We start from the raw sequence: 25,108 nt of genomic DNA on the forward strand, positions 1-25,108 counted from the left end.
GGGCTAAGGCAGGGGGCCTGGCTCCCCTGCCCTCTTCGCGGCGCCGAGCGCCACCGCGAGGGCCTTCCCCTATTCCGCCGCCTGCGGCTCACGCACTTTCGGCCGCAGCCTTTCGCCCAGCCTCGTCAGCGTCCGCGTGATCGGCGCGTTCCTGGCCATCCAAGCATGATAGGCGCGGTACTTCGCGTCCTCGGCCAGCAGGTGCGCTTCCTCGGTCCGCGCGCGCCAGTAGTAGATGCCGCTCACCACCCCCAGCAGCACGGTGTTGCGCACCATGTCGGTCAGCGCGTGGCTGGTGACGAGGAACGGCAGCGTCGAAGTCCACCAGAACAGGTTCTTCGACAGGTAGGCGGGATGCCGGGTGAAGCGATAGGGCCCGTTGGTCAGCACGCCCCTGTAGGTGAGGTTGGAGAAGCGCAGGCCGAAAGCGAAAGTCGCCCAGGCATAGACCGCGGTGAGGAACACCATGAACCCCGCCCAGAGCCACAGCAGCGCATCGTGGCCCGCCAGCCAGTAGGACCAGCCGGGGGTATTGACCTCGTAGCCCAGCACGTCGGCACGGCCCATGGTGCCCCAGACGAAGGGCGGATAGCACATCAGCGCCGCCACCCAGCCCGCCAGCAGGGGATTGCCGCTGCGGATATGGGCATCGAGCGGGCGGAAGGTGAAGATGTAGCCCACAGTGCCGATCTGCACGTCGATCAGGAACAGCAGCGCGATCACCGTGGAGGCGAGCGGGACCGGATCGTGCACCATGGCACCGAAGTTCGCCTCGACGACCTGTGCGAAGCCGCCGGGCAGGATCGAGATCATGAAGGCGCCGAAGAAGGCCTTGATGGCCCAGGCGCGGCCATGCTTCTTCACCGCCTCGACGTCCCAGGCATCGCGGCCGATCAGCAGGGCGCCGAAGTGCCAGGCCTGGTCGCGCGGATCGATCAGCCGGCGATCCAGCCAGAGCACATAGGGGATCGAGAGCACGAAGACCGGCAGCGCCGCAGCGCCGATCACCTCCATCGCGAAGAGGTACTGCCCGTCCCAGTACCAGCGGCCGATGCAGTAGAACACGCCGATCAGCGCCCAGGTGGCCCAGAGCCCGGCCAGCTTGGTGACTGACACGTCCACCGCTTCGGCGAGCGGGCGGCGCAGGTTCCAGTCGATTCCGGTGGAAGGGCGGCGGTGGACCTTGTCCACGAACACGGACCAGAGCGCCATCGCCGTGCCCGTCACGAAAAGCGTGGCGACGGAGGCGTAAGGCCCGCTCATCGGCGCGTGCGGGCCGGGAAGCGCCAGGGCTTCGGCAATGGCGGCCCAGTTGCGACAGACCATGAGCCAGGCAAGCAGCGCCGCCAGCCCGGACAGGCCGACACCGGCGGAAACGTCGCTCGGGGGCAGGTCTTTCGCGGAATTCGGGGCGCTGCTCATGCCGGAGGGACTAGCCGCAATTGGTTAAGGGGTGAGAAACGCAGCGGGATGCGAAAACGGCCCGCGCCTCCGGGGAGGCACGAGCCGTTTTCAGGATGCCGCCGATGGACGGGGCCCATGAGCGGGGCCGTTCAACGATAGGCGCTGATCTGGCCCGAATCGTCCAGCACGTAGAGCGTCTGGTTGGCCACGACCGGTGCCAGCGAAACGGCATCGCTCAGTTCCACGAAGGGCGTCAGCTTGCCGGTCGTGGGATCGACGGTGCCGACTTCGCCGCGCGAATTGGCGACCCACAGCTTGTTCCCGGCGAGCACCGGGCCGACCCAGAAGATCGGACCCTTGCGCTTCTTTTCCTTGGCGTAGCGCGCGAGCTGGGTCAGCCAGCGGACCTTGCCGGTGGTGCGGGCGATCGCGAGGATCTCGGCATGATCGTCCAGCGTGAAGACCCAGTCCCCCACGACGATCGGGGTCGAGATGCCCGCGAGGTTGAGTTCCCAGATGCGCTGCCCGGTGACGAGTTCGTAAGCGGCCATGCGGCCGCCCTGGCCCAGCGCGTAGACACGGCCGCGATCGATGATCGGGTCTGCGTCGACGTCGGTAAGGCTGCCCACTTCGGTCGAGATCGAGGTGCGCGCCAGTGCGTCAGACCAGAGCTGGCGGCCGTTCTCGTAACGGTAGGCCACCAGTTCGCCCGAGGAATAACCCGCGATCACGGTGCCCTGCCCGGCCGCCGGAGCCGCCACGCCGAACACGCCGGCCTGCGAGAGCGAGCCGGACTCGTTCCACAGCACATTGCCGTCGGCGGCGTTGAGCGCGAAGATCTGGTTGTCCTGCGAGATCACGTAGACCGAGTTGAACGAGATCGTCGGCGAACCGCGCAGCGGGCCGCCGGGCTTCTTGGTCCAGATCTGGCTGCCGTCCGCCGCCTTGAGCGCGGCGACTTCGCCGAGGCCGGTGGTGACGTAGAGGTTGCCCGAATCGTAGCTGACGCCGCCGCCGAAGATCGACTGCGAACCGTCACCCGAAACGGCGAAGTCCTTGGTCCACAAGTGCGCGCCGGTCTTGGCGTCGAAGGCGTGGACGACGCCCGCGGTGTCCATCACGAAGAGCTTGTCCTCGCCGATGACAGGCGCTGCGGCCAGACGGGCGCGGGGGGTGGAACCGGCAATCTGCGCGGTCCAGACCTTGCCCGGATGGTCGGCCAGCGCGAGGTGGCCGTAGGACTTGCCGGCATTGCCGCCCGCCTGCGCCCATTCGGCATTGGCTTCGGCCGGGGGCAGGATCACCGAGACCGCTTCGAGCGAAGGATCGACCTTCGCACCGCTTTCGATTCGCGAAAGGATGGGCACGCGTTCACCCACGGTGGGGGTCTTGGGGCCCTTGCTGTTCGACTTGCACCCGGAAAGGCCGGCGACGAGCGCCAGCGCGATCAGCGGAACGACCTTCGCACGGCTGGATTTGAACACCGATGCCGTCATGCGCTTAGTCTCAACCATTATCATTCTCCGGCGGGCGCGGCAACCGCGCCCGTCTTGGCATCAGGCTTGCCGATCGGCTCGCCGCGTTCATCGACGACATCCTCGATCGCATCGACGCCGAGCACGGCGGCGAGCTGGCGGGCGCGGCTGCGCAGGCCGGCTTCGACCTGCTCGTCCTTGGCGATGGCGGCGAACAGCGGACCGGCCTGGTCCTGCTTGTTCATCTTGATGTAGGCCATGCCGACCATTTCGCCGGCAACGCCGAACCAGGCATTGCCCGGCGCGGCATAAGGCTTGAGTCGGGCCACGACGTCTTCGGGCTTCATCGCATCGAAATTGACGGCGACGCCGCGCACGGCCGCAAGGTCGCGCAGCGGCTGCGGCGCCTTGGCGTCGTTCGCCACTTCGCCATAGAGCCTGACCGCATCCGGCACGCGCTTCTGTTCGGCGGCGATCCCGGCCAGCAGCAGCTTGGCCGAAGTCGGGCTGCCGCCCGAACCCTGCGCCGCAAGCGGTTCGAGCTTGCCCTTGGCGGCATCGAGGTTGCCCGCCTTCATGCTGTCGAGCGCCTGGACATAGGCCTCGGCATTGGCGTCGCGCTGCTGGGTCTGGCGGTGGCTCCAGTAGAGCCAGCCGCCGAAGGCGAGAAGCGCAAGGACAACCGCCGCGAGCACCGGCTTTCCATAGCGGCTGAAGAAGCCCTCCACCTGGTCCTGGCGCAGGGCATCATCGACCTCGCGCAGGAATACATCCTGCTGCGCGGCGATTCGCTCGGCGGACTTCGGGTTGGACGGCGTGTTGCTGGAAGGAGGCAGAGCCAATTTGCGGGCGCTTTCTGCGGAAATCAGGATGGTTGCCGGGCTGTTTAGCGAATGGCCACGGCTTTTCAACGGTGATGATCGCTGCACCGGTCGGGGTGAAGCCTTGCTGAATGGTGTCCGCGTGTCAAATCAGCCGCTCCCGGCCCAGCGCTTCGCCGTAAGTGCGGCTGTAGGCGGAGAGCATCGCCGCCTCGTCGTAGCGGTCCCGCGCAAGTGCCCGGTTCGCCGCGCCGAGCCGGGCGCGAAGCCGCTCGTCGCCCGCCAGCCGCAGCAGGGTGGAGGCCAGCGCCGCCTCGTCTCCGGGGGGCGTGACGAGCGCCCGGTTTTCCACCGATACCATGTCCGCGACATCGCCGACGGCGGGCGAGGCCACCGGCAGCGCCGCCGCCATCGCCTCGACGACGGAGATCGGGAACTGCTCGCTCTCGGAAGACAGCGCGAAAACGTCGAACAGGCCCACCGCATGGGAAGGGTCGGCCACGAAGCCCGGCAGGTGGACCCGGCCCGAAACTCCGCAGCGCGCGGCCTCGGCCTCGATCGCGGCGCGGTCCGGCCCCTCGCCGAGAATCACCAGCCGCCACGGCTCCGGCAGCGGCGCGAAGGCGCGGACCAGCCGCGGAAGGTTCTTCACCGGCCGCAGCCCGGCCAGGGTGCCGACCCAGCGCTCGCCCGGTTGCTTGACGATGCCCGGCAGGACATCGGGCCGCGGACGGTCGAGATAGGCGTCGCAATCGATACCGTTGGTGATGAGCCGCACCCGCCCGCGCGGCTGGCGCCAGGCGGAAAGCGCAATCGCCTCCAGCCGCCGCGAGGGGACCACCAGCGCCGAGGCCCGCCGCAGCGCGATTCGCCGGTAGCGGTTGCGCGCGGGCTTGAGCCCTGCCGCCTCGTCCTCGTTGAAGCCGTCCTCGTGATGGACCAGCGGCGGCAGCCCCAGCAGCCCGCTGAACAGGCCATGCGCCATGACCGCGTCCATCGCCCCCCAGTTGTAGGTCAGCACGAGATCGAAGTCCGCCATCGCCTTGGCGATCCGCCAGAGACGCGCGGGCGCGGGGCGCCCCTGGAGGCCGGGAAAATCTTCCGGGAATGTCACATCGAGCGCCGGATCGAGCACGATCGCCGCCCCGTGCGCGCCCGGCTGGGCCGAAACCACCGCATGGGCGATGCGCGGCCCGAACAGGTTCATCAGCCGCACCGCGCGCAGTTCCTTGCCGCCGGCGGCAAAGCTCGAATGAAGATGGAGAATGCGCAAGGCCGATGCCGGTCCGGCTCAGGGAACCTGGGCGAGCAGCCGCTCGATCGCGTCCATCGCCTCCGGCTCGTCCAGCGTCGGGGCATGGCCGACGTTTTCCAGCGTCACCGCCTCGGTCCCCGGCAGGCGGCGCAGCATCTTTTCCAGCGTGGCGGCGGAAAGCAGGTCGGACAGGTCGCCGCGCAGCACCAGCACCGGACGGCCCGCCAGCGCTTCCCATGCCGGCCAGAGATCGGGCTGGTCGTCCACGTCGTACCCCAGGAAGGGTTCGGCGATCTTCATGTCGTAATCGAAGACCACGCGCCCCGAATTGGACAGCGTCATCAGCCGCTTGGCGCGCCCGATCCAGAAATCCAGCGGCTGGCCGGGATGAGCTTCGCCCTGGTTGTCCTCCAGCGCGCGCGCGGCATGGACCCAGGTGGGATAGCTGCGGCCCTGCCCGACATAGTCCTTGATCCGCTCCACCCCGGCAGGTTCGAGGAACGGCCCCACGTCGTTGATGACGGCGGCGACGATCCGTTCGGGAAACATCGTCGCCAGCCCCATCGTCATCAACCCGCCCAGCGAGGTGCCGATGGCCACGAAACGGTCGATCCCTTCCTGTTCCAGCAGCGCGAGCAGGTCCTCGCCATATTGCAGCGGGTTGTAAGTGGCCGAATCGCGGGCATATTCGCTATCGCCCCGGCCGCGCATGTCCGGGCAGATCACGCGCCAGCGGGGCGAGAGGACTTGCGCCACGTTCTCGAAGTCCCGGGCGTTGCGGGTAAGGCCGTGGAGACAGACGATCGGCGGTTTTCCTTCGGATTCGCCCGGATAATCGCGAAAATGCAGCTTCAGACCATCGCGGCTCGACCAGAACCGATCCTCATAACCCGTCATGCCGAAGCTGCGACCTCCTGTTCGCCCGCCTTGCTAGACCGGCCTTGCATCGCCACTATCGCCTGATGCGAAGCGAACCGCAAGCAAGTGCCTATCGTCCTGCCCCGCGTATCGAGGCGATTTCCGACTGGATCGCCAGTCCCGTGAGCGCCGCGGCGTTTCCGGCCCATACCCTGCGCTTCCGCAATGACCGGTGGGCGCGGGCAGTCGGGCTGGACGGGCTGGACGATGCCGGCTGGACCGCGCATTTCGGCCGCTTCGAACCGCTGCCCGGCAATCTCCCGCAGCCGCTGGCGCTGCGCTATCACGGCCACCAGTTCCGCGTTTACAATCCCGACATCGGCGATGGGCGGGGCTTTCTCTTCGCCCAGTTGCTCGACGGGGCCGGAAACGGAACCGGCCGCGTGCTCGACCTCGGCACCAAGGGATCGGGCCAGACCCCCTACAGCCGCGAAGGCGACGGAAGGCTGACGCTGAAGGGCGCGGTGCGCGAAATCCTCGCCACCGAAATGCTGGAGGCGCTGGGCGTCCATACCAGCAAGACCTTCTCGGTGATCGAGACCGGCGAGGAACTCTGGCGCGGCGACGAACCCTCGCCCACCCGTTCGGCGGTCATGGTGCGGCTCAGCCAGGGCCATATCCGCATCGGCACCTTCCAGCGCCTGCTGGCACTGGAAGAACGCGACCACATGGCCGCGCTCGTCGCCTATTGCCTGGAAACCTTCCCCGGCGGCCTGCCACCCGAGGATGCGCCCGGGCGCGAGCAGCCCGCGGTGATCCTGCTGCACCAGGTGGTGGAGCGCATGGCGGACCTCGCCGCGAGCTGGATGGTCGCGGGCTTCGTCCACGGCGTGCTCAATACCGACAACATGAACATCTCGGGCGAGAGTTTCGATTATGGCCCCTGGCGCTGGCTCCCGCATTGGGACCCGCGCTTCACCGCCGCCTATTTCGACCGCACCGGCCTCTATGCCTTCGGCCGCCAGCCGGAAGCGGTGCTGTGGAACTGCGGCCAGCTCGCCATGGCGCTGCGCCTGCTGGTGGGAACCGCCCCGCTGGTGGCCGCGCTGGACCGTTTCGCACCCCTCTACCAGGAAGCGATGAGCCGCCGGTTCGCCTGGCGTCTGGGCGTGGTGCCGCAGGGTGTGAAGGACGATGCCGCGCTGATCCAGGCGGCCGAGCAGGCCATGGTCGCCACCGGCGAGGCGCCGGAGCAGTTCTTCTTCCGACATCGCGGCGGGCGTGACGGCGGGAACGACCTGTTCGGCCAGCTCATGCACAATTATCGCCCCGCCGCGACGGCGGACGATCCCTTCTGGAAGCGCAAGCCCCCGCCCGGCATCCTGATCGACGAGGTGGAACGCATCTGGGCGGAGATCGACCAGCATGACGACTGGTCCGCGCTTTACGGGAAAGTGGAAGAAATCCGGGAGCTGGGCCGCCAGCTCGGCCCGGCGCCCGCCCCCGCCGGCCACCCCTTCCCCGCCTGAGCGACAAAGGATTACAGGTCCTGTTAGCTTCCCGGTAGGGAACTTGTGCAAGAGCATGTGCTGCAGCGAGTTACCCAAGCCAACGGATCAGCCAAAGTCATGGGCGGTACAGCCACGAGGCCGGCGCAGGATGCCACCAGAGATCAGGAAACCACCGAAACCGTGAACAATGCGGACATCGTTTCCCACGAACCGGCTACCGGCGCGGAAATCTGGCGGGGCAAGCCCTGCAACGTGGACGAGGTGGTGGACCGCGCGCGGCGGGCCTGGCCGAACTGGGCCGCGCTGCCGCTGGCCACCCGCATCGAACTGCTGCGCCGCTTCGCCAACGAAGTGCGCAAGGATGCCGACCGGCTGGCCGTCACGATCGCCCGCGAAGTGGGCAAGCCGCTGTGGGAGGCCCGCGCCGAAGTCGAGAACGTGATCGCCAAGGTCGAAGTCTCGATCCGCGCCTATGCCGAGCGTACCAGCCAGCGCAAGCTGGACTCCGCGCTCCAGGGCACCATGGCGGTCCGCCACAAGCCGCACGGCGTGCTCGTCGTGCTGGGGCCGTACAATCTCCCGGCCCACTTGCCCAATGCCCACATCGTGCCCGCCCTGATCGCGGGCAACGCGGTGATCTTCAAGCCGAGCGAGAAAGCCCCTGCCACCGGGGAAATGCTGGCGCGCTGCTTCCACCGCGCCGGGATTTCCGCCTCGGTCATGCAGCTTGCGGTGGGCGGCCCGCTCGAAGGGCAGGACTTCGTGGCGCATGGCGGGGTGGACGGGGTGCTGTTCACCGGCTCGGCCAATACCGGCATCTCGATCAACCGCCGCCTCGCCGCCCGTCCGGACAAGCTGGTCGCGCTGGAAATGGGCGGCAACAACCCGATCGTCCTGTGGGACACCCCCAAGCTGACCGATGCCGCCGCGCTCATCGTGCAGTCGGCTTTCGCGGGCGCGGGGCAGCGCTGCACCGCCGCGCGGCGGCTGATCGTGAAGGGCGCGATCTACGACGCCGCGATCGCCGAAGTGAAGGCACTGGCCGACCGGCTCATCGTCGGCGCCCCGTTCGACGAACCGGCGCCCTTCATGGGCCCGATGATCGACAACATGGCAGCGGACGGGCTGACAGAAAGCTTCCTCTATCTGCTGAGCAACGGCGGCAAGGCGATCAAGCATCTTGTCCGCCCGGACGACGCGCTGCCCTTCCTCAGCCCCGCCATCATCGACACCACCGCGATGAAGGACCGCCCCGACGTGGAACTGTTCGGGCCGATCCTCCAGGTGATCCGCGTGGACGATTTCGACGAGGCGATCGCCGAGGCCAACAATACCCGCTTCGGCCTTGCCGCATCGCTCGTCGGCGGCAGCCCGCAGGACTACAACCGCTTCTGGGCGAACGTGCGGGCGGGCATCGTCAACTGGAACCGCACGACCACCGGCCCCAGCCACGCCGCGCCGATGGGCGGCATCGGCCTTTCGGGCAATCACCGTCCCTCGGGCTATTATGCAGCGGATTACTGCGCCTATCCGGTCGCCTCGGGCGAGATGGAACAGCCGCGCGCGGTGATCGGCGTGGGCCTGAAATAGGGCCTCACTGGCCCGAGGTCACCAGGTCCACTTCCGTCACGCCGTTCGCCAGCTTGCGGGCATATACCACATAGGCCAGCGCGCCCTTGCGGCCGCCGATCGCGTGATCGGCCCCGTCGACCCGGTATTCCGCGCTGTATCCGCCCTTCTGCGCCATCGCGTAATAGAACGAGATCACGTCTGCGGGGCTGACGGCGGTGCCGTAGTTGACCACCCGCAGGGCGCAGCCTTCCGTGTCGGTTCCGGCCGCTTCCTGCACCGCGCCGCGGGGATAGACCGGAAGCGCGGCGGGCAGCTTCGTGGCCCAGCTGTCGGAATAGCGGACCTTGCCCGCGCAGTCGGTCTTCGCGCCGCGGCTGGCCTGCGTGACCCGCGCCGCGCTCGCCGCGCCTTCGGCCAGCGGGGATGCCGAGCCCTTCTGCGGTGCCGGGGCCGCGCCCAGCGCGCCGCCGGCCGCTTCGGCCGCGGCCTTCTTCGCAGCGGCGACAGCCTCGGGAGAGCGGGCGGCGGCGGGCAGAACGATGCCGTTCCCGCTCGCAGCCGGTGCCGGGTTCCTGCCGCCGGTCATCTCGGGATCGACGACGATCCGGTCCCCCAGCCCGCCCGCCAGCGCGGGATCGCTTGCCTCGTCCACCGGCTTCTTCTCGTGCGAATCGCAGCCCGCCAGCAGCAGCGCGGCGCCCATGCCGGCGAGCAGGAGAGAAGTGCGGCCCATGGAGGGATGTCTGGCCTTCATCGTCGCGTCCTTTTCCCGCCGGGGCCAGGATCTTGCGAGCGGCACTGCGGCATGAATATCTGCCGTCCAGCCTTCCCGGCAATTGGCGCGAAGACAAGGGGCCGCGCCCTCCGATCGCGGCCGCGTCCCAATTCGGGATGCCCGCCACCGGCTTTGTCAACCCATGGAAAGGCGCGGAAACCATGCGGCGTGAACAGGTCGAGGGCGCCCGCAGCCCAAAGGCCACGGACGCCCTCTCCCACCCGCCCCCAACCAAATGGAGCCCGGGAGGTCTCCCCCCGCCAGTCGCCGTCCTCGCGGGGGAAGCCAGTCAGTATTCGGGTGGCTTAGCGGCAGCGCGAGCCGCCACGGTCGACCTCGCGGCCCAGCAGGGCACCGCCGACCGCACCCAGCAAGGTGCCGGTGGTGCGATCACCGCGGCTGTCGATCTCGCGGCCCAGCAGGGCGCCCGCCGCACCGCCTACCAGCAGGCCGGTGGTGCCATTGGAGCGACGGCAGTAGTCGCGACCGTCGCGACCGCGCCAGGTGTCCCCGCGATAACCGCGATTGTCGCGGTAGTAGCGGTCCCGGCTGCCGTAGCCGCGACGATAATCCTCGCGCGAGTAGCGCTGGCGGCCATGTTCGTAAGTCTGCTCGCCGGGAGCCTGGAAGCTGGCGGGGCCGAAGCTGGTCGCGGCCGAAGCGGGCATCGCGGTGGCCAGGCTGGCAGAGGCGGCGGCGAGAGCGGCGGCCTTGAAGAATGCGTTCATTTCGAATCTCCTCGTCATTGCGGGAGGGGCTTGTTGGCCTCGATCCGCTGTATGCATTCATCTTTAAGGCACCCAAGCTGAACGAAGCGCAACGCGGCTGTCAGAATTCGCGATATCGACGAGGCGAGGGACGTGTTGCGACGAACCGCTTGCCGCAAGGCATTCCGGCACTTATCGCGACCGGCCACCAAGCGAAGGTTTCCCATGCGACACGTCTCCCAGAACCCCGGCCGCCAGTCGGGCGGACTCCTGCAGGCATTGGGCGCCTATTTCATCTGGTGCCTGTTCCCGCTCTACTTCGCGGCGCTGCATACGGTGGCCCCGTTCGAGGTCGTGGCCTGGAGGCTGCTGTTCACCCTGCCGTTCTGCCTCATCATGGTCGCGGTGCTGCGCCAGGGGCCGCAATTGCGCGCCGCACTCGGCAATCCGCGCATCCTGGGCGCGCTGGCGCTGAGCGGGCTGCTGATCGGCACCAACTGGCTGGTCTACGTGATCGCCGTGCTCGAAGGCCACGTGCTGGCCGCCAGCCTCGGCTACTACATCAATCCGCTGGTGAACGTGCTGGCCGGCACGATCTTCCTGCGCGAGCGGCTGACGCGGCTGCAGTGGCTGGCGGTGATCCTGGCCGGGGTCGGCGTTGCCATGCTGGCCTGGGGCGCGATCGACACGCTGTGGATCAGCCTCAGCCTCGCGCTGAGCTTCGCGGGCTACGGCCTCGTGCGCAAGCTGGCACCGGTCGAAGCCCTGCCGGGCCTCACCGTGGAAACGCTGGTGCTGCTGGTGCCCGCGCTGGGGATGCTGGGCTGGCAGGCGGCAAGCCCGGCCGGGCTCGCCATGGGACAGGCGCCGACCACCAGCATCCTGCTTGCCTGCGCAGGGATCGTTACCGGCGTTCCGCTGCTGCTTTTTGCAAGCGCGGCGCGGCGGCTGGATTTCTCGGTGCTCGGCTTCATCCAGTTCGTGACGCCCACGGGCGTGTTCCTGCTCGGCCTCTTCGCCTTCGGCGAGCCGCTCAAGCGGGTGCAGGTCTACTGCTTCCTGTTCATCTGGACCGCCATCGCCGTGTTCTGCTGGGACCTGCTTTCGCGCAAGCGCAAGGTCGCCGCAGCCTGAACCGCTGCCGTCAGGCGCGCCTGCCGCGCTGCAGAAGAGCCTGAACGAAGGCGTCGAGATCGTCCACCTCGACGTCGAGCACTTCGTCCCACTCGGCCAGCAGCGCCTCGATATCCGCGCGCGTATAGGGATCGGGCGCCTTGTGCTGCACTTTCGGCGCGCGGTGCGGCCAGGGGTGGCCGGTGAGGTTATTGTAGATCCACCCGAACTGGCTGAGAATCACGACATTGAGCGCCAGCGGAACGAGATAGCTGATGCCCCAGGCCTGGCTGCCCGTGGCCCCCAGCGCATAGAGCAGCGCACAGGCACCGCCCGGAGGATGCAGGCTGCGGGTGAGCGACATGGCCGCGATCGCCAGCCCCACCGCAACCGCGCCTGCCAGCCACGGATCGCCCAGCAGGTGGCCCACCGCCAGCCCGACCATCGCGGAAATGAGATTGCCGCCGATCACGGACCACGGCTGCGCCAGCGGGCTGGCGGGAACGCAGAACACGAGCACGGTCGAGGCGCCGAGCGGCGCGACGAGGAACGGCAGCGCCGCCAGTTCCGAACTCTGCAGCAGCCAGGTGACACCGCCGGCAATGGCGATTCCCAACATGCCGCCGAAAGCCCCGCGCATCCAGCCGAGGCGCCCCAGCCCGCCGCGCGCCAAGCCGCCGCGCAATATCGTCATCAATCCCGCCGCCACCGGCCCCGCTCTCCATTACAGTGCGAACGGGCGGCCTATGGACGAGTCGCCCGGCCATGGCGAGGCAAGTCGTGCTTGGGCACCGGAAAGCCGGTGTGTGACGGGCTTCGTCATCCTCGCCGCGCCATGCTGCCGCAAATAGGCCACGATCGCGTGTTTGCCTGCGCTCTCCCGATGGAGCGACCCATGCCCGCGATCGACCCCGCACCTGCCGTCCCCGTTGCCGAGCAGACGATCGACGCCTTCGACCTCAGGCAGTTGCGCGCCCCGCCGGATGCCCGGTTCAGCGCCGTGCGCCCGCGCTGCCCCGAAGCGCGCTCGGGAGAGATCGTGGTCTGCGCGCCAGACCCGGAGCGGGAGCGGCTACGCCCGCTCCCCGAAGGCTATGACATTCCGGAAGGTCCGCCCCGGCTGGAGATGAAGCTGGATGAAACCACCAGCGCCGATGTGCATCTGGAAGCCCAGGTCTTTCCCAACGGCACGGTCAGCAACCGGCTGATGGTGGGCCTGAAGAAGAAGTTCTGAAGCACCTTCGCCACATGAAAAAGCCCGGTCCGCCCGAGGGAAAGGCGGACCGGGCCCGTTGGGCGTCCCGGCGACAGGAGGGGAAGTGTCCGGGACGCTTATAGGGTTCAGGCGAACTTGCCGGCCCGGGCGATCTCGGCCACCGGCTTGCGGCCCGAGGCCACTTCGCGTTCCTGAAGGAATTCGGGAAGCTGGCTCTTGTCGCCGATCCGGCCGATGGCGAAGGCCGCTTCAAGGCGGTGATCGGCGGGAATGCCAAGCGCCTGCTCGGCCTCGCCGAACTTCAGCCCGGTCATGCCATGCGTATGGTAGCCCAGCGCCTGCGCCTGGAGCGCCGCCAGCGCCCATGCCGCACCGGCATCGAAGCTGTGGCTGTGATTGTCCGAATTGCCCTTGTCCGAGCGCATCTGGCTATCGGACACGACATAGACGAGCGCCGAGGCGTCCTTGGCCCAGCCCTGGTTGAACTCGATCAGCTGCGAAAGCAGCAGGTCCCAGTTGGCATCGCCCTTCTTCGCATAGAGGAAGGTCCAGGGCTGCACGTTGTAGGCCGAAGGCGCCCAGCCGGCAGCCTCGAAGATCACGTCGAGGTCTTCCTGCGAAATCTCGCTGCCATCGAAGGCGCGCGGCGACCAGCGGTTGACGATCAGCTTCTCGACCTTGGGATGGGCAGTACGTCCGGTCATGTCGATTTCCTTGGTTGATGAGAATGTTGGGAGAGAAAAGGAGATTCAGGCCGCGTCAACCAGGACGAGCTCGGCATCCTCGATGGCGGTGACGGTGATGGTATCGAGCCCGGTGATCGCCACGCCGTCGCGCGGCTGCGCTTCGACATCGCCCACCAGGATGCGGCCCTTCGCGGAAACCAGATAGGCATGGCGCCCGCGCCCGGTTTCGTAAGTGACGGTGTCGCCCGCCTTGACGGTGGCACCCAGCACGCGGGCATCGGCTCGGATCGGCAGCGCGTCCTCATCCCCGGCGATGCCGCTGGCGAGAGTCACGAAGCGACCGGTGCGATCGTCCTTCGGGAACGGCCGCGCCCCCCAGCCCGGAGCCTCGCCCCGCTGGTCCGGCAGGATCCAGATCTGGAACAGGGTGGTCGCCTCGTCCTCGAGATTGAACTCGGAATGGACGATGCCGGTCCCCGCGCTCATCACCTGGACGTCACCGGCGCCGGTGCGGCCCTTGTTGCCGAGACTGTCCTGATGCGTGATCGCCCCAGTACGGACATAAGTGATGATTTCCATGTCGCGGTGCGGGTGCGGCGGGAAACCCGAACGCGGGCCAATGGTATCGTCGTTCCAGACCCTCAGGCGCCCCCAGTTGGTGCGGGCCGGATCGTGGTAATCGGCGAAGGAAAAATGGTGATGGGCATCGAGCCAGCCATGATCGGCGGCGCCGAGGCTGGCGAAGGGACGAACTTCGATCATGTGGCCCTCCTGGGTCAGTTTGTGTGCCGTTCTGTGCCCTTTAGGTAGTGCTTGCCGAGCCACCGGATAATTGGGATAAAATCGATCGAAATGTTCAACTAAACTGAAGGCTTCTTCTACCGATGGTCGATATTGCGCCGCCCAGCCTCGATCACTTGCGCACCTTCCTGCTCGTCGTCGAGGAAGGCAGCTTCGGCGGCGCGGCCCGCAAGCTGGGCCGCGCGATCTCGGTGGTGAGCTATGCCATCGCCCAGCTTGAAACCCAGCTGGACGTCCGCCTGTTCGAACGGGAAGGCTCGCGAAAACCGAAGCTTACCGAGCAGGGACGCGCCTTGCTGAGCGAGGCCCATGCCATCGCCGACGATGTCGACGCCCTGCTCGCCAAGGTGCGCAGCCTGCGGCAGGGACTGGAAGCCGAACTCTCGCTGGCGGTGGATGTCATGGTGCCGGGCAACGTGCTGGCAAAGCTGCTGCGCGACTTTCAGGTGATGTTCCCGAGCGTCCCCCTCCGCCTCCATGTGGAAGCGCTGGGCGCCGTCGCCGCGCTGGTGCTGGACAGCCGCGCGACTCTTGCCATCGCCGGGCCCGATATCCTCGATCTTCCCGAAATCCAGCGCGAAACCGTGGGTTCTGTCGAGATGGTGCCGGTGGCCGCCCCCGGCCATCCGCTCGCCGTGCCCGGCCCGATCGCCCCGGGTGAGGCGCGCAAGCACCTGCAACTCGTGCTGACCGATCGCTCTCCATTGACGGAGGGCCGGGACTTTTCGGTCTTCAGCCCCCGGTCCTGGCGCCTCGCCGATCTCGGCGCCAAACATGCCCTGCTCAAGGAGGGAATTGGCTGGGGATCGATGCCGCGCCACCGGATTTCCGCCGATCTTGCCAGCGGCGAACTGGTCGAACTCCACCTGCCCGAACGGCCGACTATCGACTATGCCCTCGTCGCTTTGTGGCGCAAGGACAGTCCGCCCGGCCCCGCCGCCGTCTGGGTTCTCGACGAGATTCGCGAACGTCTCGCGAACTGCGCGCCGATCACCGCCCCTGCTTCCCCCAATCGGACACTTGCGTAGCTCGCGGCGCTGCCCCACTTATCGGCCATGACCGCCAGCCGCCTGTTCGACCGCGCCGTGATCCGGCTTTCCCCCCGCCCCGATTCGAACGAAGATGTCGCCGAATTCCTGCAAGGCCTCGTCACCGCCGACGTGACGAAAGTGCTGCCCATCTGGGCTGCGCTCCTTTCCCCGCAGGGCAAGGTGCTGTTCGACTTCCTCGTCTGGCCCGGCGGCAACGGCCTGCTGATCGACTGCGAGGCGGAAGCTGCCGACGCGCTCGTCAAGCGACTGTCGATGTACCGCCTGCGCCGCGCCATAGACATCGTTCGTGACGATACGCTGGCTATCCACTGGCGCCCCCACACCGGCGACGGCGCCGCGCCCGACCCCCGGCATCACGGCCTTGGCGAACGCTGGATCGCGCCGGTCGACCCCACCGATCCTTCCGAATCCGAAGGCGCCGACCTTGCCTGGCGTGCACACCGGCTTGCCATGGGCGTGCCGGAAGGCCGCGCCGAGCTTGGTGACGGCGAAACGCTCTGGCTGGAATGCAACGCCGTGGAACTGAACGGCGTAAGCTTCACCAAGGGCTGCTATGTCGGGCAGGAAAATACCGCGCGCATGAACTGGCGGCAGAAGGTCAACCGCCGCCTGATCGTGGTCCCGCTCGCCCGCTCCGACGAAAAACGTCGCCGCGCGGCCTATCCCGAACTGGGCTTTGCCGTGGATCATCTGCGAGTGGAGGACATCGACCCCCAGCTCGCGCCGAAGTGGCTCGAACTCCAGGTCTGACCGTCCACCCCTGAAAGCCGAAAGCGATCAGGCCATCATCGCCGCGCCGTTCGCCGCATTCACCGGCGCGCGGTGCTCGAGATCGGCCACGTAGATCCGCGCGCTGACCGGCATTCCCCGACCAACACTGAACCGCTCGCGGTCCTCACCGCTGTCCGCAAAGCCCGATGCCTCCAACACGCCCAAGGTTGCGGGATTGTCGGCAAAGTGGCTCGCCACGATGCGCCGGTGGCCCAGTGTCCGGGCCTGGTCCAGCACGGCGCGAACCGCTTCTCCGGCAAATCCCTTTCCCCGATGGGAAGGCGCAATCCAGTAGCCGAGCTCGATGTCGCCCTCGATACGGCCCAGACCGATCCCGCCCACGAGTTGAGGGCCATCCGGCGCGCGCAGGTACATGAAGAAATGCGGCAGGCGCGGATCGCGCGGCTTGCCGAGATATTCGCGCATGGCGCGACTGGAGCGCGGCATTTCGCCAACACCCAGATTACGCTGAACGGCTTCATCCGAAATGGCTTCGACCAGTTCGTCGAAGTCTTCCGGCCAGCCGGGCCTCAGAAACAGTCTCTCCGTGCGGACGAACATGTGACGGTTCTCCGTTATCTCTTTTTCCGCGGCGGCCACTATGCACAAAGCTCCGGCCCAATGCACGGCTTTTGCTATGCTCCGGGCCTCTGCCGCGACCAAGCCGGCGTTATCGCGCCGATATGGCTGGAAAGACTGAAATGAGGAGGCGGTGCAGCCCCGGCGACAAGGCGCCGCGGCTGACACAGATCATGCGGCGCGCTGACGCGCGATGCCGGATCCGCCGCCAAGACCGGTATTGCCGCGATCATCATCGCAATCGCTGGGCGAATCGAACTCCAGCGCATATTCGCGCGCCGGATAGGCCATGCCGCGGCTTTCGCTGAACCGCTCGACGAGGCGTCCGGTCCGGTGGAAACCGGATTTCTCGAGCACGCGGCCGGATGCCGGGTTATCAATGAAATGGCTGGCAACGATCCGCTTGTGCCCGATCGCCCGAGCGAGCGAGAGGACGGCGCGCACCGCCTCGCTCGCGAAGCCCTGCCCCCAGTGATCGCGTGCAATCCAGTAGCCGAGATTCACTTCGCCATCGAGATCGGACAGGCCGATGCAACCGACCAGCCGCGAACCATGGGCGCTGGGCTCCGTGATCAGGAAACGCGGGAGCAGCATGTCCTGATCGGTGCCCAGGAAACGCCGTGCATCCTCGCTGGTGTAAGGCCAGGGCGCCTTGGCGAGATTGCGGACGACCTTTTCGTCGTCGATCAGCGCCAGCAGTTCTTCCCAGTCCTCGGGCCATCCAGGCCGCAGGAACAGCCGTTCGCTGCGAATGAACATAGTGTATCTCCACTCATCCGCCCCGCGCCATCGGTATCAGAAGCGCGTGACATTGCGATTACGCACAACGCGCGAAGGCCCTGAAATATCCGCGCAAATTCGTAAGAAAGTGTACGGATCGGTCGCCTTGCGAACGATTGTGCGGTGCTGTGAGGGAGACACGAAAAGAGGGAGACGGGTAGGCCCCTCTCCCTCGATCAGCCGATCACGAAAATCGGCGGGGCCATCCCGTCAGGATGGCCCTTTTATCGACCATCCGATTATTCGGCGGCTTCTGCCATGACGTCTACGGAGACGTACTTACGGCCCTGCTTGCCGTCGTGGAAACGCACGCGACCTTCGGCGGTGGCGAACAGGGTGTGGTCCTTGCCGATGCCGACGTTCACGCCCGGATACACACGGGTACCGCGCTGACGAATGATGATGTTGCCGCCGATCACTTCCTGACCGCCGAACTTCTTCACGCCAAGACGGCGGCCTGCAGAGTCGCGACCGTTACGCGACGAACCGCCAGCTTTCTTATGTGCCATTGTTCAGTCCTTCCGATCTTTGGCTCAGGCGACAGACACGATGCGCAGCAGCGTAAGCTGCTGGCGGTGACCGTTCTTGCGGCGATAGTTATGGCGGCGGCGCTTCTTGAACACCACGACCTTTTCGCTCTTGGCCTGTGCGATGATCTCGGCCGAAACCGTGATCTTCGAGGCGTCAGCGACTTCGCCGTCGTTGCCGGCGAGCAGAACGTCGCCCAGCGTGATGGTCTCACCGGCTTCACCAGCCAGCTTTTCAACCGCGATCTTGTCTCCGGCGGCAACCCGATACTGCTTGCCGCCCGTGCGCACAACTGCGAACATGGTGCCCTTACCTAATCTCAATGAGCCCTAAACAGGCCGAAACAACTCTGCCCCGGCCGCTCTGGTCCAGGAAGGAACCGTGGAGCCTTGCGGGCGACGCACCGGCATCCCATTTGCACGGGGTACCGGAAAGAAGGGTGCCGTTAGTCCACCACCCGATTCGTGTCAACCAAGGAGTGGCCCGGGTCCGGCTGCGAAACGCGATTCAACCGTGATTGAGGCTCGCGATCAGCCATGGCCATGCTATGTCATGCCCATGAGCCGTACACCAGTCCGTTTTCTGCCGCCGATCCCGCATCTCTGCCTGACTTTGGCGCTGCCCCTGGGGCTTGCGGCCTGCTCGACGGCGGGAAGCTATCCCTCGCTGGCCTATCGGGGGGCCGAACGCAGCGCCTTGCCCGCGCCGGCGGAACCCGCGCCGCCGCCCGTCCAGCTTCCCCCGCCGAGCGCCGATCTCACCACGCGAATCAGCGGACTCGTCACGGCGGCCCAGGATGCAGACCGTCAGTTCGCATCGAAGCGCCCCGCCGCCGAACGGGCGGTGAGCGCCGCGGCCCGCGCTGCGCGGACGAGCGATTCCTGGGTTTCGGCCCAAGTCGCCGTTTCCGCACTTCAGGCCAGCCGCGACACTGCCGTTGCCGCTCTCGCGGATCTCGATTCGCTTTATGCCGATGCGCGCACCGCCGCCCCTACCGACGAATCCCCCAGCACCAGGGCCATCGATACCGCGCGGCAGCAGGTCCAGGGCCTCGTGAATGCCCAGAACGACATCATCTCGGGCCTCGATGCCCGACTGAGGAACTGAAACGGAAAAACCCCTCCCTCTTGACGAGGGAGGGGTCTCCGAAGCGCCCGATCCCTGTCCGAAAGCCCCCCGGCCCGGACAGGTGGATCAGTTGAAGGCGACGATGACGGCGACGGCCAGTCCCCAACCCAGGATCAGCACGGGAAGCAGGAGGACCTGAATGGTCGCCTCGCCCGCGGTCAACCTTCCGCTCAGAGTTTCGATGCCGCGCGCGCGGAACTGCCCCCAGTCCGGCGTCGCCGTGCGATTGTCGGGCTTCATGCGCGTCCAGTAACCGGCAAGGCCGAAGGCAAAGACGACGAAGCCCGCGAAAATCACCATCGGTATCGCAAGTTCCGAATTGAGGAACGAGGCAGCCATGACACCGATGAACCCCAGGTAGAGCGCCACTGTCGCGATATAGAGCCCGGTCGGCAGGCCGAAGCCGCGATCGACGACCGTCGCCGCCCGGACCTGCGGGGCATCGATGGCGATGGCAAGTTCCCGAAGTTGCTGCGAATCGAGACGCTGCGACATGGCACTGGCTCCCTTGAGAGACGATCTCCCTGTGGGATCAGCTATGCACCGTGCAGGGCCCGATGAAATTGACGAGGGTCAAACGAAAGGCGAAGTACGCTGCATCCGCGCGAAATTTCGTTCCCGCCGTCAGGCCCAGCGGGCCAGATCCTCGATATCCTGTTCGCGAGGCTCGATCCAGCGCCACTCCCCGGCGACTTTTTCACGCTTCCAGAACCATGATTCGCTCTTGAGATGGTCCATCGCGAAATCCGCGGCGACGAAAGCATCGCGGCGATGCCGCGCCGCTGCCGCGACCAGGACGATCGGTTCTCCCGGCACCATCGTTCCACTGCGATGAACCACGAGCAGCCCGTCCAGCGTCCAGCGCGCCAGTACACGCGCCGCCAGCGCTTCCATCGCAGGAAGCGTGAGCGGTTCATAATGACGCAGTTCGAGCGCTTCCACGCCGCCTCCCTCGCGAACCTGCCCGAGAAAACTGACGATACCACCAGCCTGCGGCCGCGCGGCGGTGAAATCCCGCAGCAGTGACGCCGGATCGAAAGCCCCGGTCAAGAGGCGGACATCACCGGCCATGTCAGCCACCGGAAACCGGCGGCAGGAAGGCGATCTCGTCGCCCTCGCACAGTTCCGGCTGACCTTCGCCGCTCAGGACGACTCCGTTCACGGCAACCCTTACCCGAGAACCCCGCAGGGCATCGGCCAACCCTGCCTCCAGCGCACCGACAACCTCCGCCAGAGTCGGCAAGAACGGAACGGCAAGAGAAGCAGCACCTGCCGCATCCTCCAAACGGCCCAGGAACACGAGACGCAGTGCCATCGTCAACCGCCCGTCATCGACATGTGGCGCGCCAGCGCAGGTGCCGCTCCGCGCGCATCGATCGCGAAATTGTGCCGCGCCGGCTTGATCTTCATGGCCATGTCGAGCGCCTCGTCCAACGCAGCCTCGGGATGCTCGCTGCGCAAGGCGGCCCGCAAGTCCACCCGCTCGTTACCACCGAGGCAGGCGTAGAGCTGGCCCGTCGCCGTCACGCGGATGCGGTTGCACCCCTCGCAGAAGTTCTGGGTAAGCGGCGTTATCAGTCCGATGCGCCCGCCGGTTTCCGCCACGTCGAAATAACGCGCCGGTCCGCCCGTGCGGTGCTGGCTGGGTACCAGCGTCCAGCGTCGTTCCAGATCTTCGCGAACCGAGGAAAGCGGCAGATAGTGATCGAAACGATCCTCCTCCACCTCGCCAAGCGGCATGACCTCGATCAGGGTCGATTCGAAACCCTGCCCATGCGCCCAGGCGACGATTTCGGGAATCTCGGCCTCGTTCAGGCCTTTCAGCGCGACGGTGTTGATCTTGACGCGCAGGCCGGCCGCCTTGGCCGCCGCCAGCCCTTCCAGCACTTGCGGCAGCGAATCGCGGCGCGTCAGCCGGGCGAAGCCCGCTCGGTCCAGCGTGTCCAGCGAGACATTGATCCGCTGGATCCCGGCGGCGGCCAGATCGTCGGCAAATTCGGCCAGCCGGGTTCCGTTGGTCGTGAGGGTCAATTCCTCCAGCCCATCGCCCAGTTTGCGGCCCAGGGCCTGCACCAGGTCGATCATGTCCCGCCGGACAAGCGGTTCTCCGCCGGTCAGCCGCAGGCGGGTAATGCCACGGCCGATGAAACCGAGCGCCATGCGGTGCAGTTCGTCAAGACTGAGAACATCCTTCTTCGGAAGGAAGGTCATGCGTTCGGGCATGCAATAGGCGCAGCGCAAGTCACACCTGTCAGTCACCGAGAGCCGCAAATAGGTGATGCGGCGCTGGAACTGGTCGACAAGGGGCGAACATGTTCTCATTGCTACGGTTATAGTAAGGCCCCCGCGCCCTTTCCAGCAAGCGAAAGGTATTGCCCCGTCACGGCGGGCGCCAGATTCAGCCACTCGGCCACGGCGGCTATCGCCTCGGCACTGTCGCCCGCAAGCCCATTGACGCGGCGCGGCGCATGTTCGCGGGCAAGCCCCTGCACGGCAGCGAGCCGCCAGCCACGATGGGCATGGCCGGCGGCCGTGAAGACCAGAACCAGCGACGTCTCGCCCCCTGCCAGTATCGAGCGGGCTTCGGCCAGGGCGCCGGCGTGAAACTGCGCGGCGGCATCGAGCGGATCATCCGCCAATGGTCCAACGCGCAGGATCATGATTCAGCGACGCAGCCGCGTAAGCGTCATGCCGATCTTCTCGCCGGCTTCTGCGATGGCCAGCTTGACGATCTTCACCGTTACCGCCTCAACCCGCTCGTCCTGAAGAAACAGCGTTTCGCAGACGTGATCGGCCACCGCCTCGATCAGCTTGAAGTGGACACCCTGCGGCAGCGCTTCGCTGGCTGCGAACTTGAGGTCCATATAGTTCTTGCTGGCGGTCAGCGGCGTGTCCGGCGCGTAGTGATCGGCGGGCTTCATGTGCACGGTGATCGTGAAGCGCAGCGGCTGCGGCTTGCCGGTTTCTTCCGAATAGATGCCGGTGAGGACATCGTGTTCGAAATCGGCGACTTCGAGAATGAGCGAATCGGTCATGGCATTGGAGTGCATGGCGGGGGCCCTTAGCCGTTATTTCGCCAGCGCGCGAAGATTGCGGTGGGGAGGAGACGGCCCTCCCCGTCTTCGCGCACGGCGAGGTCGCCATGCTCGATCGTGCCGGGCAGGTCGCGGAACAGTTCCTCCATCAGCCCCGCCAGCGCCAATGACGACATGCGCACGGCATAGACGGTTAGAAACAGGAACTTGCTGTCCGCGTCGAGCAGTTGGCGGCAATCGGCAAGCAGGCCGGGAAGGTTTTCCTCCAGGCGCCAGGTTTCGCCGGTAGGGCCGCGTCCGAACTTCGGCGGATCGAGAATGATCCCGTCATAGCGTTTGCCCCGGCGCACTTCGCGCGCGGTGAACTTGGCTGCATCGTCGATCAGCCAGCGCACCGGACGATCTCCCAGCCCGGCCAGCTCTGCATTCTCGCGCGCCTGGGCGACGGACTTCTTGGAGGCATCGACGTGCGTGACCGGGCCATGGGCCGACAACGCAAGCGTGCCGACGCCGGTGTAGCCGAAGAGGTTCAGCGTGCTGGCATCGGCTTGCCCGGCAAGCATGTCCCGCATCCAGTCCCACACCGGGGCCATGTCCGGGAAGAACCCCAGATGGCGAAACGGCGTGCACTGCGCGGTGAAGCCGACTTCGTTCCAGGCAAGCGGCCAGCCTTCACGCGGAACCATCTTGTCGAACAGCCACCGGCCGCCGCCGTCCTCGTCAGAGCCCGGCACGAATTCGCCGTGCGCATCCCAGTTCTCGAGCCGCGGCGTCCACATCGCCTGCGGTTCGGGGCGCACGAAGCGGTAGCTGCCGTAGCGTTCCAGCTTGCGTCCGTGCCCCGAATCGACGAGGCCATAGTCATCCCAGCCCTCCCCTGCGAGGATCAGCGGCTGGGTTGCGATGTCTGCCATGGAGCCCTCTGTCAGACCTTCGGGGTCGCGTGCTCGGCCACGAACGCGGCGATCGCCTCGTAGTCGCCCGGCAGTTCGACGCACTTTTCCTCGCGCTCGAACAAGTCGCCCACGCGGGCCGGCAGCCCGGAACGCTGACCGGTCGCACGCTCTACCGCGTCCGGGAACTTGGCGGGATGCGCCGTCGCCAGCGTTACGACGGGAACGGCAGCGTCGATCCCGGCGGACCGCGCGGCGAACAGGCCGCAAGCGGTGTGCGGGTCGATCAGTTCGCCGCAGTTTTCCCAGGCCCAGCGGATAGCCTGCGCCATTTCGTCACCATCGGCGCGGGCAGACTGGAACAGTGCCGCGGCACCTTCACGCTGGGCTTCGGTGAGCTTCATGGCCCTGGTCGCCTCGAACCCTGCCATCTGCGCAGCCAGCGCGGCGCCATCGCGGCCGCCCAGATCGAACAGGAGGCGTTCGAAGTTGGACGAAACCTGGATGTCCATCGAGGGTGCAGCAGTTGGCGTGACAGTACCCTGCGAATAGTCGCCTTCGGCCAGCGCACGGTGAAGGATGTCGTTGACGTTGGTGGCAACGATCAGCTTCTCGACCGGCAAGCCCATCTGCGCGGCGACGTATCCGGCGAACACATCGCCGAAATTGCCGGTAGGCACCGAGAAAGCGACCTTACGGTGCGGCGCGCCAAGCTGGAGACCTGCAGCAAAGTAATAGACCACCTGGGCCATCAGGCGCGCCCAGTTGATAGAGTTCACGGCGCCGATCGCGAAGCGTCCCGTCACGTCGCGATCGTTGAACATGCGCTTCACCATCGCCTGCGCATCGTCGAAAGAGCCGTCGATGGCGATGTTGTGAACGTTCGGTGCCAGCACCGTCGTCATCTGGCGACGCTGCACATCGGAGACACGGCCATGCGGGTGGATCATGAAGATATCGACCTTGGCCCGTCCGGCCACCGCGTCGATCGCCGCCGAACCGGTGTCGCCCGAAGTCGCGCCGACAATGGTCAGGTTACGCTCCGAGCGGCCGAGGAATTCCTCGAACAGCAGGCCCAGCAGCTGCAGCGCCACGTCCTTGAAAGCCAGTGTCGGCCCGTGGAACAGTTCCAGCACCCACTGCTGCTCGTCCAGCTGCTTGAGCGGCGTTACCGCCTTGTGCGCGAAGCGGCCGTAAGCCTGGGTCGTCAGCTCCAGCAGGCGGTCGTAAGTCAGGCTTCCCTCGACGAAGGGGAACATGATCTTCGCCGCCAGCTCGGCATAAGGCAGGCCCGCCATGGCCGCGATTTCGTCAGCCGAAAAGCGAGGCCACTCGCGCGGAACATAAAGACCGCCGTCGGAAGCCAGGCCGGCCAGTGTCGCGCCTTCGAAATCGAGCGCGGGAGCGCTGCCACGGGTGCTGATATAGTCCATCGGGCGCGGTTAGCGGCAGGGGCGCGAAATGAAAAGCCTGTCGTGCAGGTTAGGCAAGAACAATTCCTAAAGCTGGCCGAGGCGAAATTTCATTCCGGGCTCCGCCTTGCGGTCAGGGCCGGCGCCCTTTCGCCAATGCAAGAACGTAGATGACCAGAGCCGTCGCCGCGAAAAAGAACCACTGCACGGCGTAGGACAAGTGATTGTTCGGTATCTCGGCGGGATCGGGAATGGCGTTCGCCTCCAGCCCCGCCAATGGCGGCGCAGCGACGAGCCTCGGTCCGGGTGCGATCACACCGTGGACCTCGCCCCCTGCCCAGCCGCCGGCGGCCATCGGCATGCGCGACCATCCGAGCACGACCAAGGCCTTCGTTCCGTCTGCCAAAGTGCAGTCGGCCGTCTGCGCGGCGCCCGATTCGTCCTTGGCATTGCGCCCGGCAATGCTCGAATGGCCGGTGACGACAGCGCATTCGAGCCGAGCGCGGCGGTACAGGAAGCCCTGCTGCTTTTCCTTGCTGCGCGGCCATTCGACTTCACCGGGCAACCTTTGCGCGCTGGCATAACTGGAAAGCAGCGCTTCCTTTTCGTGAAGGCGCTGCAATTGCCAGAAGCCGAGCCCCACCATCAGCCCTGCGGCGGCGAGCACGACCAGCGTCGAAAAAATGGGAATGCGGTGCATCGTGCTTCCTCGGATCGGGGCCTGCCCCGGATCAGT

General features: G+C 66.6%; 30 protein-coding genes. 7 read left to right on the forward strand and 23 right to left on the reverse strand.

The genetic code is table 11. The annotated features are described in order from the left end of the window. Positions 1-69 precede the first annotated feature (69 nt). From ACXJ16_RS10880 to ACXJ16_RS10900, 5 genes are all read right to left on the reverse strand, one after another. Positions 70-1,422, reverse strand: coding sequence for a methyltransferase family protein (locus ACXJ16_RS10880; RefSeq protein WP_054437049.1), 1,353 nt, complete (start codon positions 1,420-1,422; stop codon positions 70-72). Between the two features lie 131 nt (positions 1,423-1,553). Then, the gene (locus ACXJ16_RS10885; protein WP_420719860.1) at positions 1,554-2,918 is read right to left on the reverse strand and encodes an outer membrane protein assembly factor BamB family protein; all 1,365 of its coding nucleotides are present in this window, start codon (positions 2,916-2,918) and stop codon (positions 1,554-1,556) included. A gap of 2 nt (positions 2,919-2,920) precedes the next feature. Next, entirely contained in the window at positions 2,921-3,721 is an 801-nt protein-coding gene (locus ACXJ16_RS10890; protein ID WP_132469427.1) for a tetratricopeptide repeat protein, read from the reverse strand. A gap of 124 nt (positions 3,722-3,845) precedes the next feature. Then, positions 3,846-4,973, reverse strand: a complete 1,128-nt coding sequence (locus tag ACXJ16_RS10895; RefSeq protein WP_054437052.1) for a glycosyltransferase family 4 protein — start codon at positions 4,971-4,973, stop codon at positions 3,846-3,848. A gap of 18 nt (positions 4,974-4,991) precedes the next feature. After that, the gene (locus ACXJ16_RS10900) at positions 4,992-5,852 is read right to left on the reverse strand and encodes an alpha/beta fold hydrolase (protein WP_054437054.1); all 861 of its coding nucleotides are present in this window, start codon (positions 5,850-5,852) and stop codon (positions 4,992-4,994) included. A 65-nt stretch (positions 5,853-5,917) separates the two neighbouring features. Between ACXJ16_RS10900 and ACXJ16_RS10905 the strand changes: the two genes are divergently transcribed. Both ACXJ16_RS10905 and ACXJ16_RS10910 read left to right on the forward strand, forming a co-directional pair. After that, entirely contained in the window at positions 5,918-7,342 is a 1,425-nt protein-coding gene (locus tag ACXJ16_RS10905) for a protein adenylyltransferase SelO family protein (RefSeq protein WP_463920672.1), read from the forward strand. A gap of 162 nt (positions 7,343-7,504) precedes the next feature. After that, the gene (locus ACXJ16_RS10910) at positions 7,505-8,914 is read left to right on the forward strand and encodes a succinylglutamate-semialdehyde dehydrogenase (RefSeq protein ID WP_054437185.1); all 1,410 of its coding nucleotides are present in this window, start codon (positions 7,505-7,507) and stop codon (positions 8,912-8,914) included. 4 nt (positions 8,915-8,918) lie between these two features. On the opposite strand, the gene ACXJ16_RS10915 is transcribed toward ACXJ16_RS10910, so the two are convergent. Together ACXJ16_RS10915 and ACXJ16_RS10920 are read right to left on the reverse strand one after the other, a co-directional pair. Continuing rightward, positions 8,919-9,650, reverse strand: a complete 732-nt coding sequence (locus tag ACXJ16_RS10915; RefSeq protein WP_454796613.1) for a hypothetical protein — start codon at positions 9,648-9,650, stop codon at positions 8,919-8,921. Positions 9,651-9,976: 326 nt separating this feature from the next. Next, entirely contained in the window at positions 9,977-10,399 is a 423-nt protein-coding gene (locus tag ACXJ16_RS10920) for a glycine zipper 2TM domain-containing protein (protein WP_054437056.1), read from the reverse strand. 204 nt (positions 10,400-10,603) lie between these two features. Between ACXJ16_RS10920 and rarD the strand changes: the two genes are divergently transcribed. Continuing rightward, complete coding sequence (gene rarD, locus ACXJ16_RS10925; RefSeq protein ID WP_132469429.1) at positions 10,604-11,512, forward strand: EamA family transporter RarD; 909 nt, start codon at positions 10,604-10,606, stop codon at positions 11,510-11,512. Positions 11,513-11,522: 10 nt separating this feature from the next. On the opposite strand, the gene ACXJ16_RS10930 is transcribed toward rarD, so the two are convergent. Beyond that, a complete protein-coding gene (locus ACXJ16_RS10930; RefSeq protein WP_132469430.1) occupies positions 11,523-12,185 on the reverse strand; it encodes an HPP family protein in 663 nt (220 codons plus the stop codon). A gap of 201 nt (positions 12,186-12,386) precedes the next feature. Between ACXJ16_RS10930 and ACXJ16_RS10935 the strand changes: the two genes are divergently transcribed. Next, entirely contained in the window at positions 12,387-12,725 is a 339-nt protein-coding gene (locus ACXJ16_RS10935; protein WP_463920674.1) for a hypothetical protein, read from the forward strand. A 107-nt stretch (positions 12,726-12,832) separates the two neighbouring features. On the opposite strand, the gene ACXJ16_RS10940 is transcribed toward ACXJ16_RS10935, so the two are convergent. Both ACXJ16_RS10940 and ACXJ16_RS10945 read right to left on the reverse strand, forming a co-directional pair. Beyond that, complete coding sequence (locus tag ACXJ16_RS10940) at positions 12,833-13,411, reverse strand: nitroreductase family protein (protein WP_185998088.1); 579 nt, start codon at positions 13,409-13,411, stop codon at positions 12,833-12,835. A gap of 45 nt (positions 13,412-13,456) precedes the next feature. Then, on the reverse strand, positions 13,457-14,155 hold the full coding sequence (locus ACXJ16_RS10945; protein ID WP_132469431.1) for a pirin family protein: 699 nt from the start codon (positions 14,153-14,155) through the stop codon (positions 13,457-13,459). 122 nt (positions 14,156-14,277) lie between these two features. On the opposite strand from ACXJ16_RS10945, the gene ACXJ16_RS10950 reads away from it, so the two are divergent. Beyond that, a complete protein-coding gene (locus ACXJ16_RS10950) occupies positions 14,278-15,222 on the forward strand; it encodes a LysR family transcriptional regulator (protein ID WP_324697995.1) in 945 nt (314 codons plus the stop codon). A 27-nt stretch (positions 15,223-15,249) separates the two neighbouring features. Next, the gene (ygfZ, locus tag ACXJ16_RS10955) at positions 15,250-15,996 is read left to right on the forward strand and encodes a CAF17-like 4Fe-4S cluster assembly/insertion protein YgfZ (RefSeq protein WP_443478088.1); all 747 of its coding nucleotides are present in this window, start codon (positions 15,250-15,252) and stop codon (positions 15,994-15,996) included. A gap of 27 nt (positions 15,997-16,023) precedes the next feature. Here the strand turns inward: ygfZ and ACXJ16_RS10960 are convergent, their stop codons facing one another. The 4 genes from ACXJ16_RS10960 to rplU form a co-directional block, all read right to left on the reverse strand. After that, the gene (locus ACXJ16_RS10960) at positions 16,024-16,578 is read right to left on the reverse strand and encodes a GNAT family N-acetyltransferase (protein WP_463920677.1); all 555 of its coding nucleotides are present in this window, start codon (positions 16,576-16,578) and stop codon (positions 16,024-16,026) included. A gap of 189 nt (positions 16,579-16,767) precedes the next feature. Beyond that, positions 16,768-17,355 carry a GNAT family N-acetyltransferase gene (locus ACXJ16_RS10965; RefSeq protein ID WP_054437063.1) on the reverse strand — a complete coding sequence of 196 codons (588 nt, stop codon included), beginning with the start codon at positions 17,353-17,355 and terminating at the stop codon, positions 16,768-16,770. A 260-nt stretch (positions 17,356-17,615) separates the two neighbouring features. Further along, positions 17,616-17,885 carry a 50S ribosomal protein L27 gene (gene rpmA, locus ACXJ16_RS10970; RefSeq protein WP_054437066.1) on the reverse strand — a complete coding sequence of 90 codons (270 nt, stop codon included), beginning with the start codon at positions 17,883-17,885 and terminating at the stop codon, positions 17,616-17,618. Between the two features lie 24 nt (positions 17,886-17,909). Beyond that, complete coding sequence (gene rplU, locus ACXJ16_RS10975) at positions 17,910-18,206, reverse strand: 50S ribosomal protein L21 (protein ID WP_054437070.1); 297 nt, start codon at positions 18,204-18,206, stop codon at positions 17,910-17,912. A 256-nt stretch (positions 18,207-18,462) separates the two neighbouring features. Here rplU and ACXJ16_RS10980 point away from each other — a divergent pair, with 256 nt between their 5' ends. After that, complete coding sequence (locus ACXJ16_RS10980) at positions 18,463-19,011, forward strand: hypothetical protein (protein ID WP_463920680.1); 549 nt, start codon at positions 18,463-18,465, stop codon at positions 19,009-19,011. 87 nt (positions 19,012-19,098) lie between these two features. On the opposite strand, the gene ACXJ16_RS10985 is transcribed toward ACXJ16_RS10980, so the two are convergent. The 9 genes from ACXJ16_RS10985 to ACXJ16_RS11025 all read right to left on the reverse strand — a co-directional run bounded on the left by ACXJ16_RS10985 (position 19,099) and on the right by ACXJ16_RS11025 (position 25,072). Next, positions 19,099-19,527 carry a hypothetical protein gene (locus tag ACXJ16_RS10985; protein ID WP_463920681.1) on the reverse strand — a complete coding sequence of 143 codons (429 nt, stop codon included), beginning with the start codon at positions 19,525-19,527 and terminating at the stop codon, positions 19,099-19,101. A 129-nt stretch (positions 19,528-19,656) separates the two neighbouring features. Continuing rightward, positions 19,657-20,103 (reverse strand): molybdenum cofactor biosynthesis protein MoaE, encoded by a 447-nt coding sequence (locus tag ACXJ16_RS10990; protein ID WP_324697985.1) that lies wholly within the window; start codon positions 20,101-20,103, stop codon positions 19,657-19,659. Between the two features lies 1 nt (position 20,104). Beyond that, a complete protein-coding gene (locus ACXJ16_RS10995) occupies positions 20,105-20,347 on the reverse strand; it encodes a MoaD/ThiS family protein (protein ID WP_324697983.1) in 243 nt (80 codons plus the stop codon). Between the two features lie 2 nt (positions 20,348-20,349). Beyond that, positions 20,350-21,354: a GTP 3',8-cyclase MoaA gene (moaA, locus tag ACXJ16_RS11000; protein WP_324697981.1), complete on the reverse strand. Its 1,005-nt coding sequence runs from the start codon at positions 21,352-21,354 to the stop codon at positions 20,350-20,352. An 8-nt stretch (positions 21,355-21,362) separates the two neighbouring features. Then, on the reverse strand, positions 21,363-21,692 hold the full coding sequence (locus ACXJ16_RS11005) for a Rossmann fold domain-containing protein (RefSeq protein WP_324697979.1): 330 nt from the start codon (positions 21,690-21,692) through the stop codon (positions 21,363-21,365). A gap of 3 nt (positions 21,693-21,695) precedes the next feature. Continuing rightward, complete coding sequence (locus ACXJ16_RS11010; RefSeq protein WP_054437087.1) at positions 21,696-22,067, reverse strand: dihydroneopterin aldolase; 372 nt, start codon at positions 22,065-22,067, stop codon at positions 21,696-21,698. A 26-nt stretch (positions 22,068-22,093) separates the two neighbouring features. Then, the gene (locus ACXJ16_RS11015; RefSeq protein WP_324697977.1) at positions 22,094-22,981 is read right to left on the reverse strand and encodes a class I SAM-dependent methyltransferase; all 888 of its coding nucleotides are present in this window, start codon (positions 22,979-22,981) and stop codon (positions 22,094-22,096) included. Positions 22,982-22,992: 11 nt separating this feature from the next. Beyond that, complete coding sequence (gene thrC, locus ACXJ16_RS11020) at positions 22,993-24,393, reverse strand: threonine synthase (protein ID WP_324697975.1); 1,401 nt, start codon at positions 24,391-24,393, stop codon at positions 22,993-22,995. 112 nt (positions 24,394-24,505) lie between these two features. Then, on the reverse strand, positions 24,506-25,072 hold the full coding sequence (locus ACXJ16_RS11025) for an SURF1 family protein (RefSeq protein ID WP_443478085.1): 567 nt from the start codon (positions 25,070-25,072) through the stop codon (positions 24,506-24,508). Positions 25,073-25,108: the final 36 nt, after the last annotated feature.

Source organism: Novosphingobium sp. TK71 (genome assembly GCF_055361505.1).

Coding starts and splice junctions, on each gene's coding strand:
- ACXJ16_RS10880 (WP_054437049.1), bottom strand. CDS start 1,422: ATGAGCAGCGCCCCGAATTCCGCGAAAGACCTGCCCCCGAGCGACGTT.
- ACXJ16_RS10885 (WP_420719860.1), bottom strand. CDS start 2,918: ATGGTTGAGACTAAGCGCATGACGGCATCGGTGTTCAAATCCAGCCGT.
- ACXJ16_RS10900 (WP_054437054.1), bottom strand. CDS start 5,852: ATGACGGGTTATGAGGATCGGTTCTGGTCGAGCCGCGATGGTCTGAAG.
- ACXJ16_RS10905 (WP_463920672.1), top strand. CDS start 5,918: ATGCGAAGCGAACCGCAAGCAAGTGCCTATCGTCCTGCCCCGCGTATC.
- ACXJ16_RS10915 (WP_454796613.1), bottom strand. CDS start 9,650: ATGAAGGCCAGACATCCCTCCATGGGCCGCACTTCTCTCCTGCTCGCC.
- ACXJ16_RS10920 (WP_054437056.1), bottom strand. CDS start 10,399: ATGAACGCATTCTTCAAGGCCGCCGCTCTCGCCGCCGCCTCTGCCAGC.
- rarD (WP_132469429.1), top strand. CDS start 10,604: ATGCGACACGTCTCCCAGAACCCCGGCCGCCAGTCGGGCGGACTCCTG.
- ACXJ16_RS10930 (WP_132469430.1), bottom strand. CDS start 12,185: ATGACGATATTGCGCGGCGGCTTGGCGCGCGGCGGGCTGGGGCGCCTC.
- ACXJ16_RS10935 (WP_463920674.1), top strand. CDS start 12,387: ATGCCCGCGATCGACCCCGCACCTGCCGTCCCCGTTGCCGAGCAGACG.
- ACXJ16_RS10940 (WP_185998088.1), bottom strand. CDS start 13,411: ATGACCGGACGTACTGCCCATCCCAAGGTCGAGAAGCTGATCGTCAAC.
- ACXJ16_RS10945 (WP_132469431.1), bottom strand. CDS start 14,155: ATGATCGAAGTTCGTCCCTTCGCCAGCCTCGGCGCCGCCGATCATGGC.
- ACXJ16_RS10950 (WP_324697995.1), top strand. CDS start 14,278: ATGGTCGATATTGCGCCGCCCAGCCTCGATCACTTGCGCACCTTCCTG.
- ygfZ (WP_443478088.1), top strand. CDS start 15,250: ATGACCGCCAGCCGCCTGTTCGACCGCGCCGTGATCCGGCTTTCCCCC.
- ACXJ16_RS10960 (WP_463920677.1), bottom strand. CDS start 16,578: ATGTTCGTCCGCACGGAGAGACTGTTTCTGAGGCCCGGCTGGCCGGAA.
- ACXJ16_RS10965 (WP_054437063.1), bottom strand. CDS start 17,355: ATGTTCATTCGCAGCGAACGGCTGTTCCTGCGGCCTGGATGGCCCGAG.
- rpmA (WP_054437066.1), bottom strand. CDS start 17,885: ATGGCACATAAGAAAGCTGGCGGTTCGTCGCGTAACGGTCGCGACTCT.
- rplU (WP_054437070.1), bottom strand. CDS start 18,206: ATGTTCGCAGTTGTGCGCACGGGCGGCAAGCAGTATCGGGTTGCCGCC.
- ACXJ16_RS10980 (WP_463920680.1), top strand. CDS start 18,463: ATGAGCCGTACACCAGTCCGTTTTCTGCCGCCGATCCCGCATCTCTGC.
- ACXJ16_RS10985 (WP_463920681.1), bottom strand. CDS start 19,527: ATGTCGCAGCGTCTCGATTCGCAGCAACTTCGGGAACTTGCCATCGCC.
- ACXJ16_RS10990 (WP_324697985.1), bottom strand. CDS start 20,103: ATGGCCGGTGATGTCCGCCTCTTGACCGGGGCTTTCGATCCGGCGTCA.
- ACXJ16_RS10995 (WP_324697983.1), bottom strand. CDS start 20,347: ATGGCACTGCGTCTCGTGTTCCTGGGCCGTTTGGAGGATGCGGCAGGT.
- moaA (WP_324697981.1), bottom strand. CDS start 21,354: ATGAGAACATGTTCGCCCCTTGTCGACCAGTTCCAGCGCCGCATCACC.
- ACXJ16_RS11005 (WP_324697979.1), bottom strand. CDS start 21,692: ATGATCCTGCGCGTTGGACCATTGGCGGATGATCCGCTCGATGCCGCC.
- ACXJ16_RS11010 (WP_054437087.1), bottom strand. CDS start 22,067: ATGACCGATTCGCTCATTCTCGAAGTCGCCGATTTCGAACACGATGTC.
- ACXJ16_RS11015 (WP_324697977.1), bottom strand. CDS start 22,981: ATGGCAGACATCGCAACCCAGCCGCTGATCCTCGCAGGGGAGGGCTGG.
- thrC (WP_324697975.1), bottom strand. CDS start 24,393: ATGGACTATATCAGCACCCGTGGCAGCGCTCCCGCGCTCGATTTCGAA.
- ACXJ16_RS11025 (WP_443478085.1), bottom strand. CDS start 25,072: ATGCACCGCATTCCCATTTTTTCGACGCTGGTCGTGCTCGCCGCCGCA.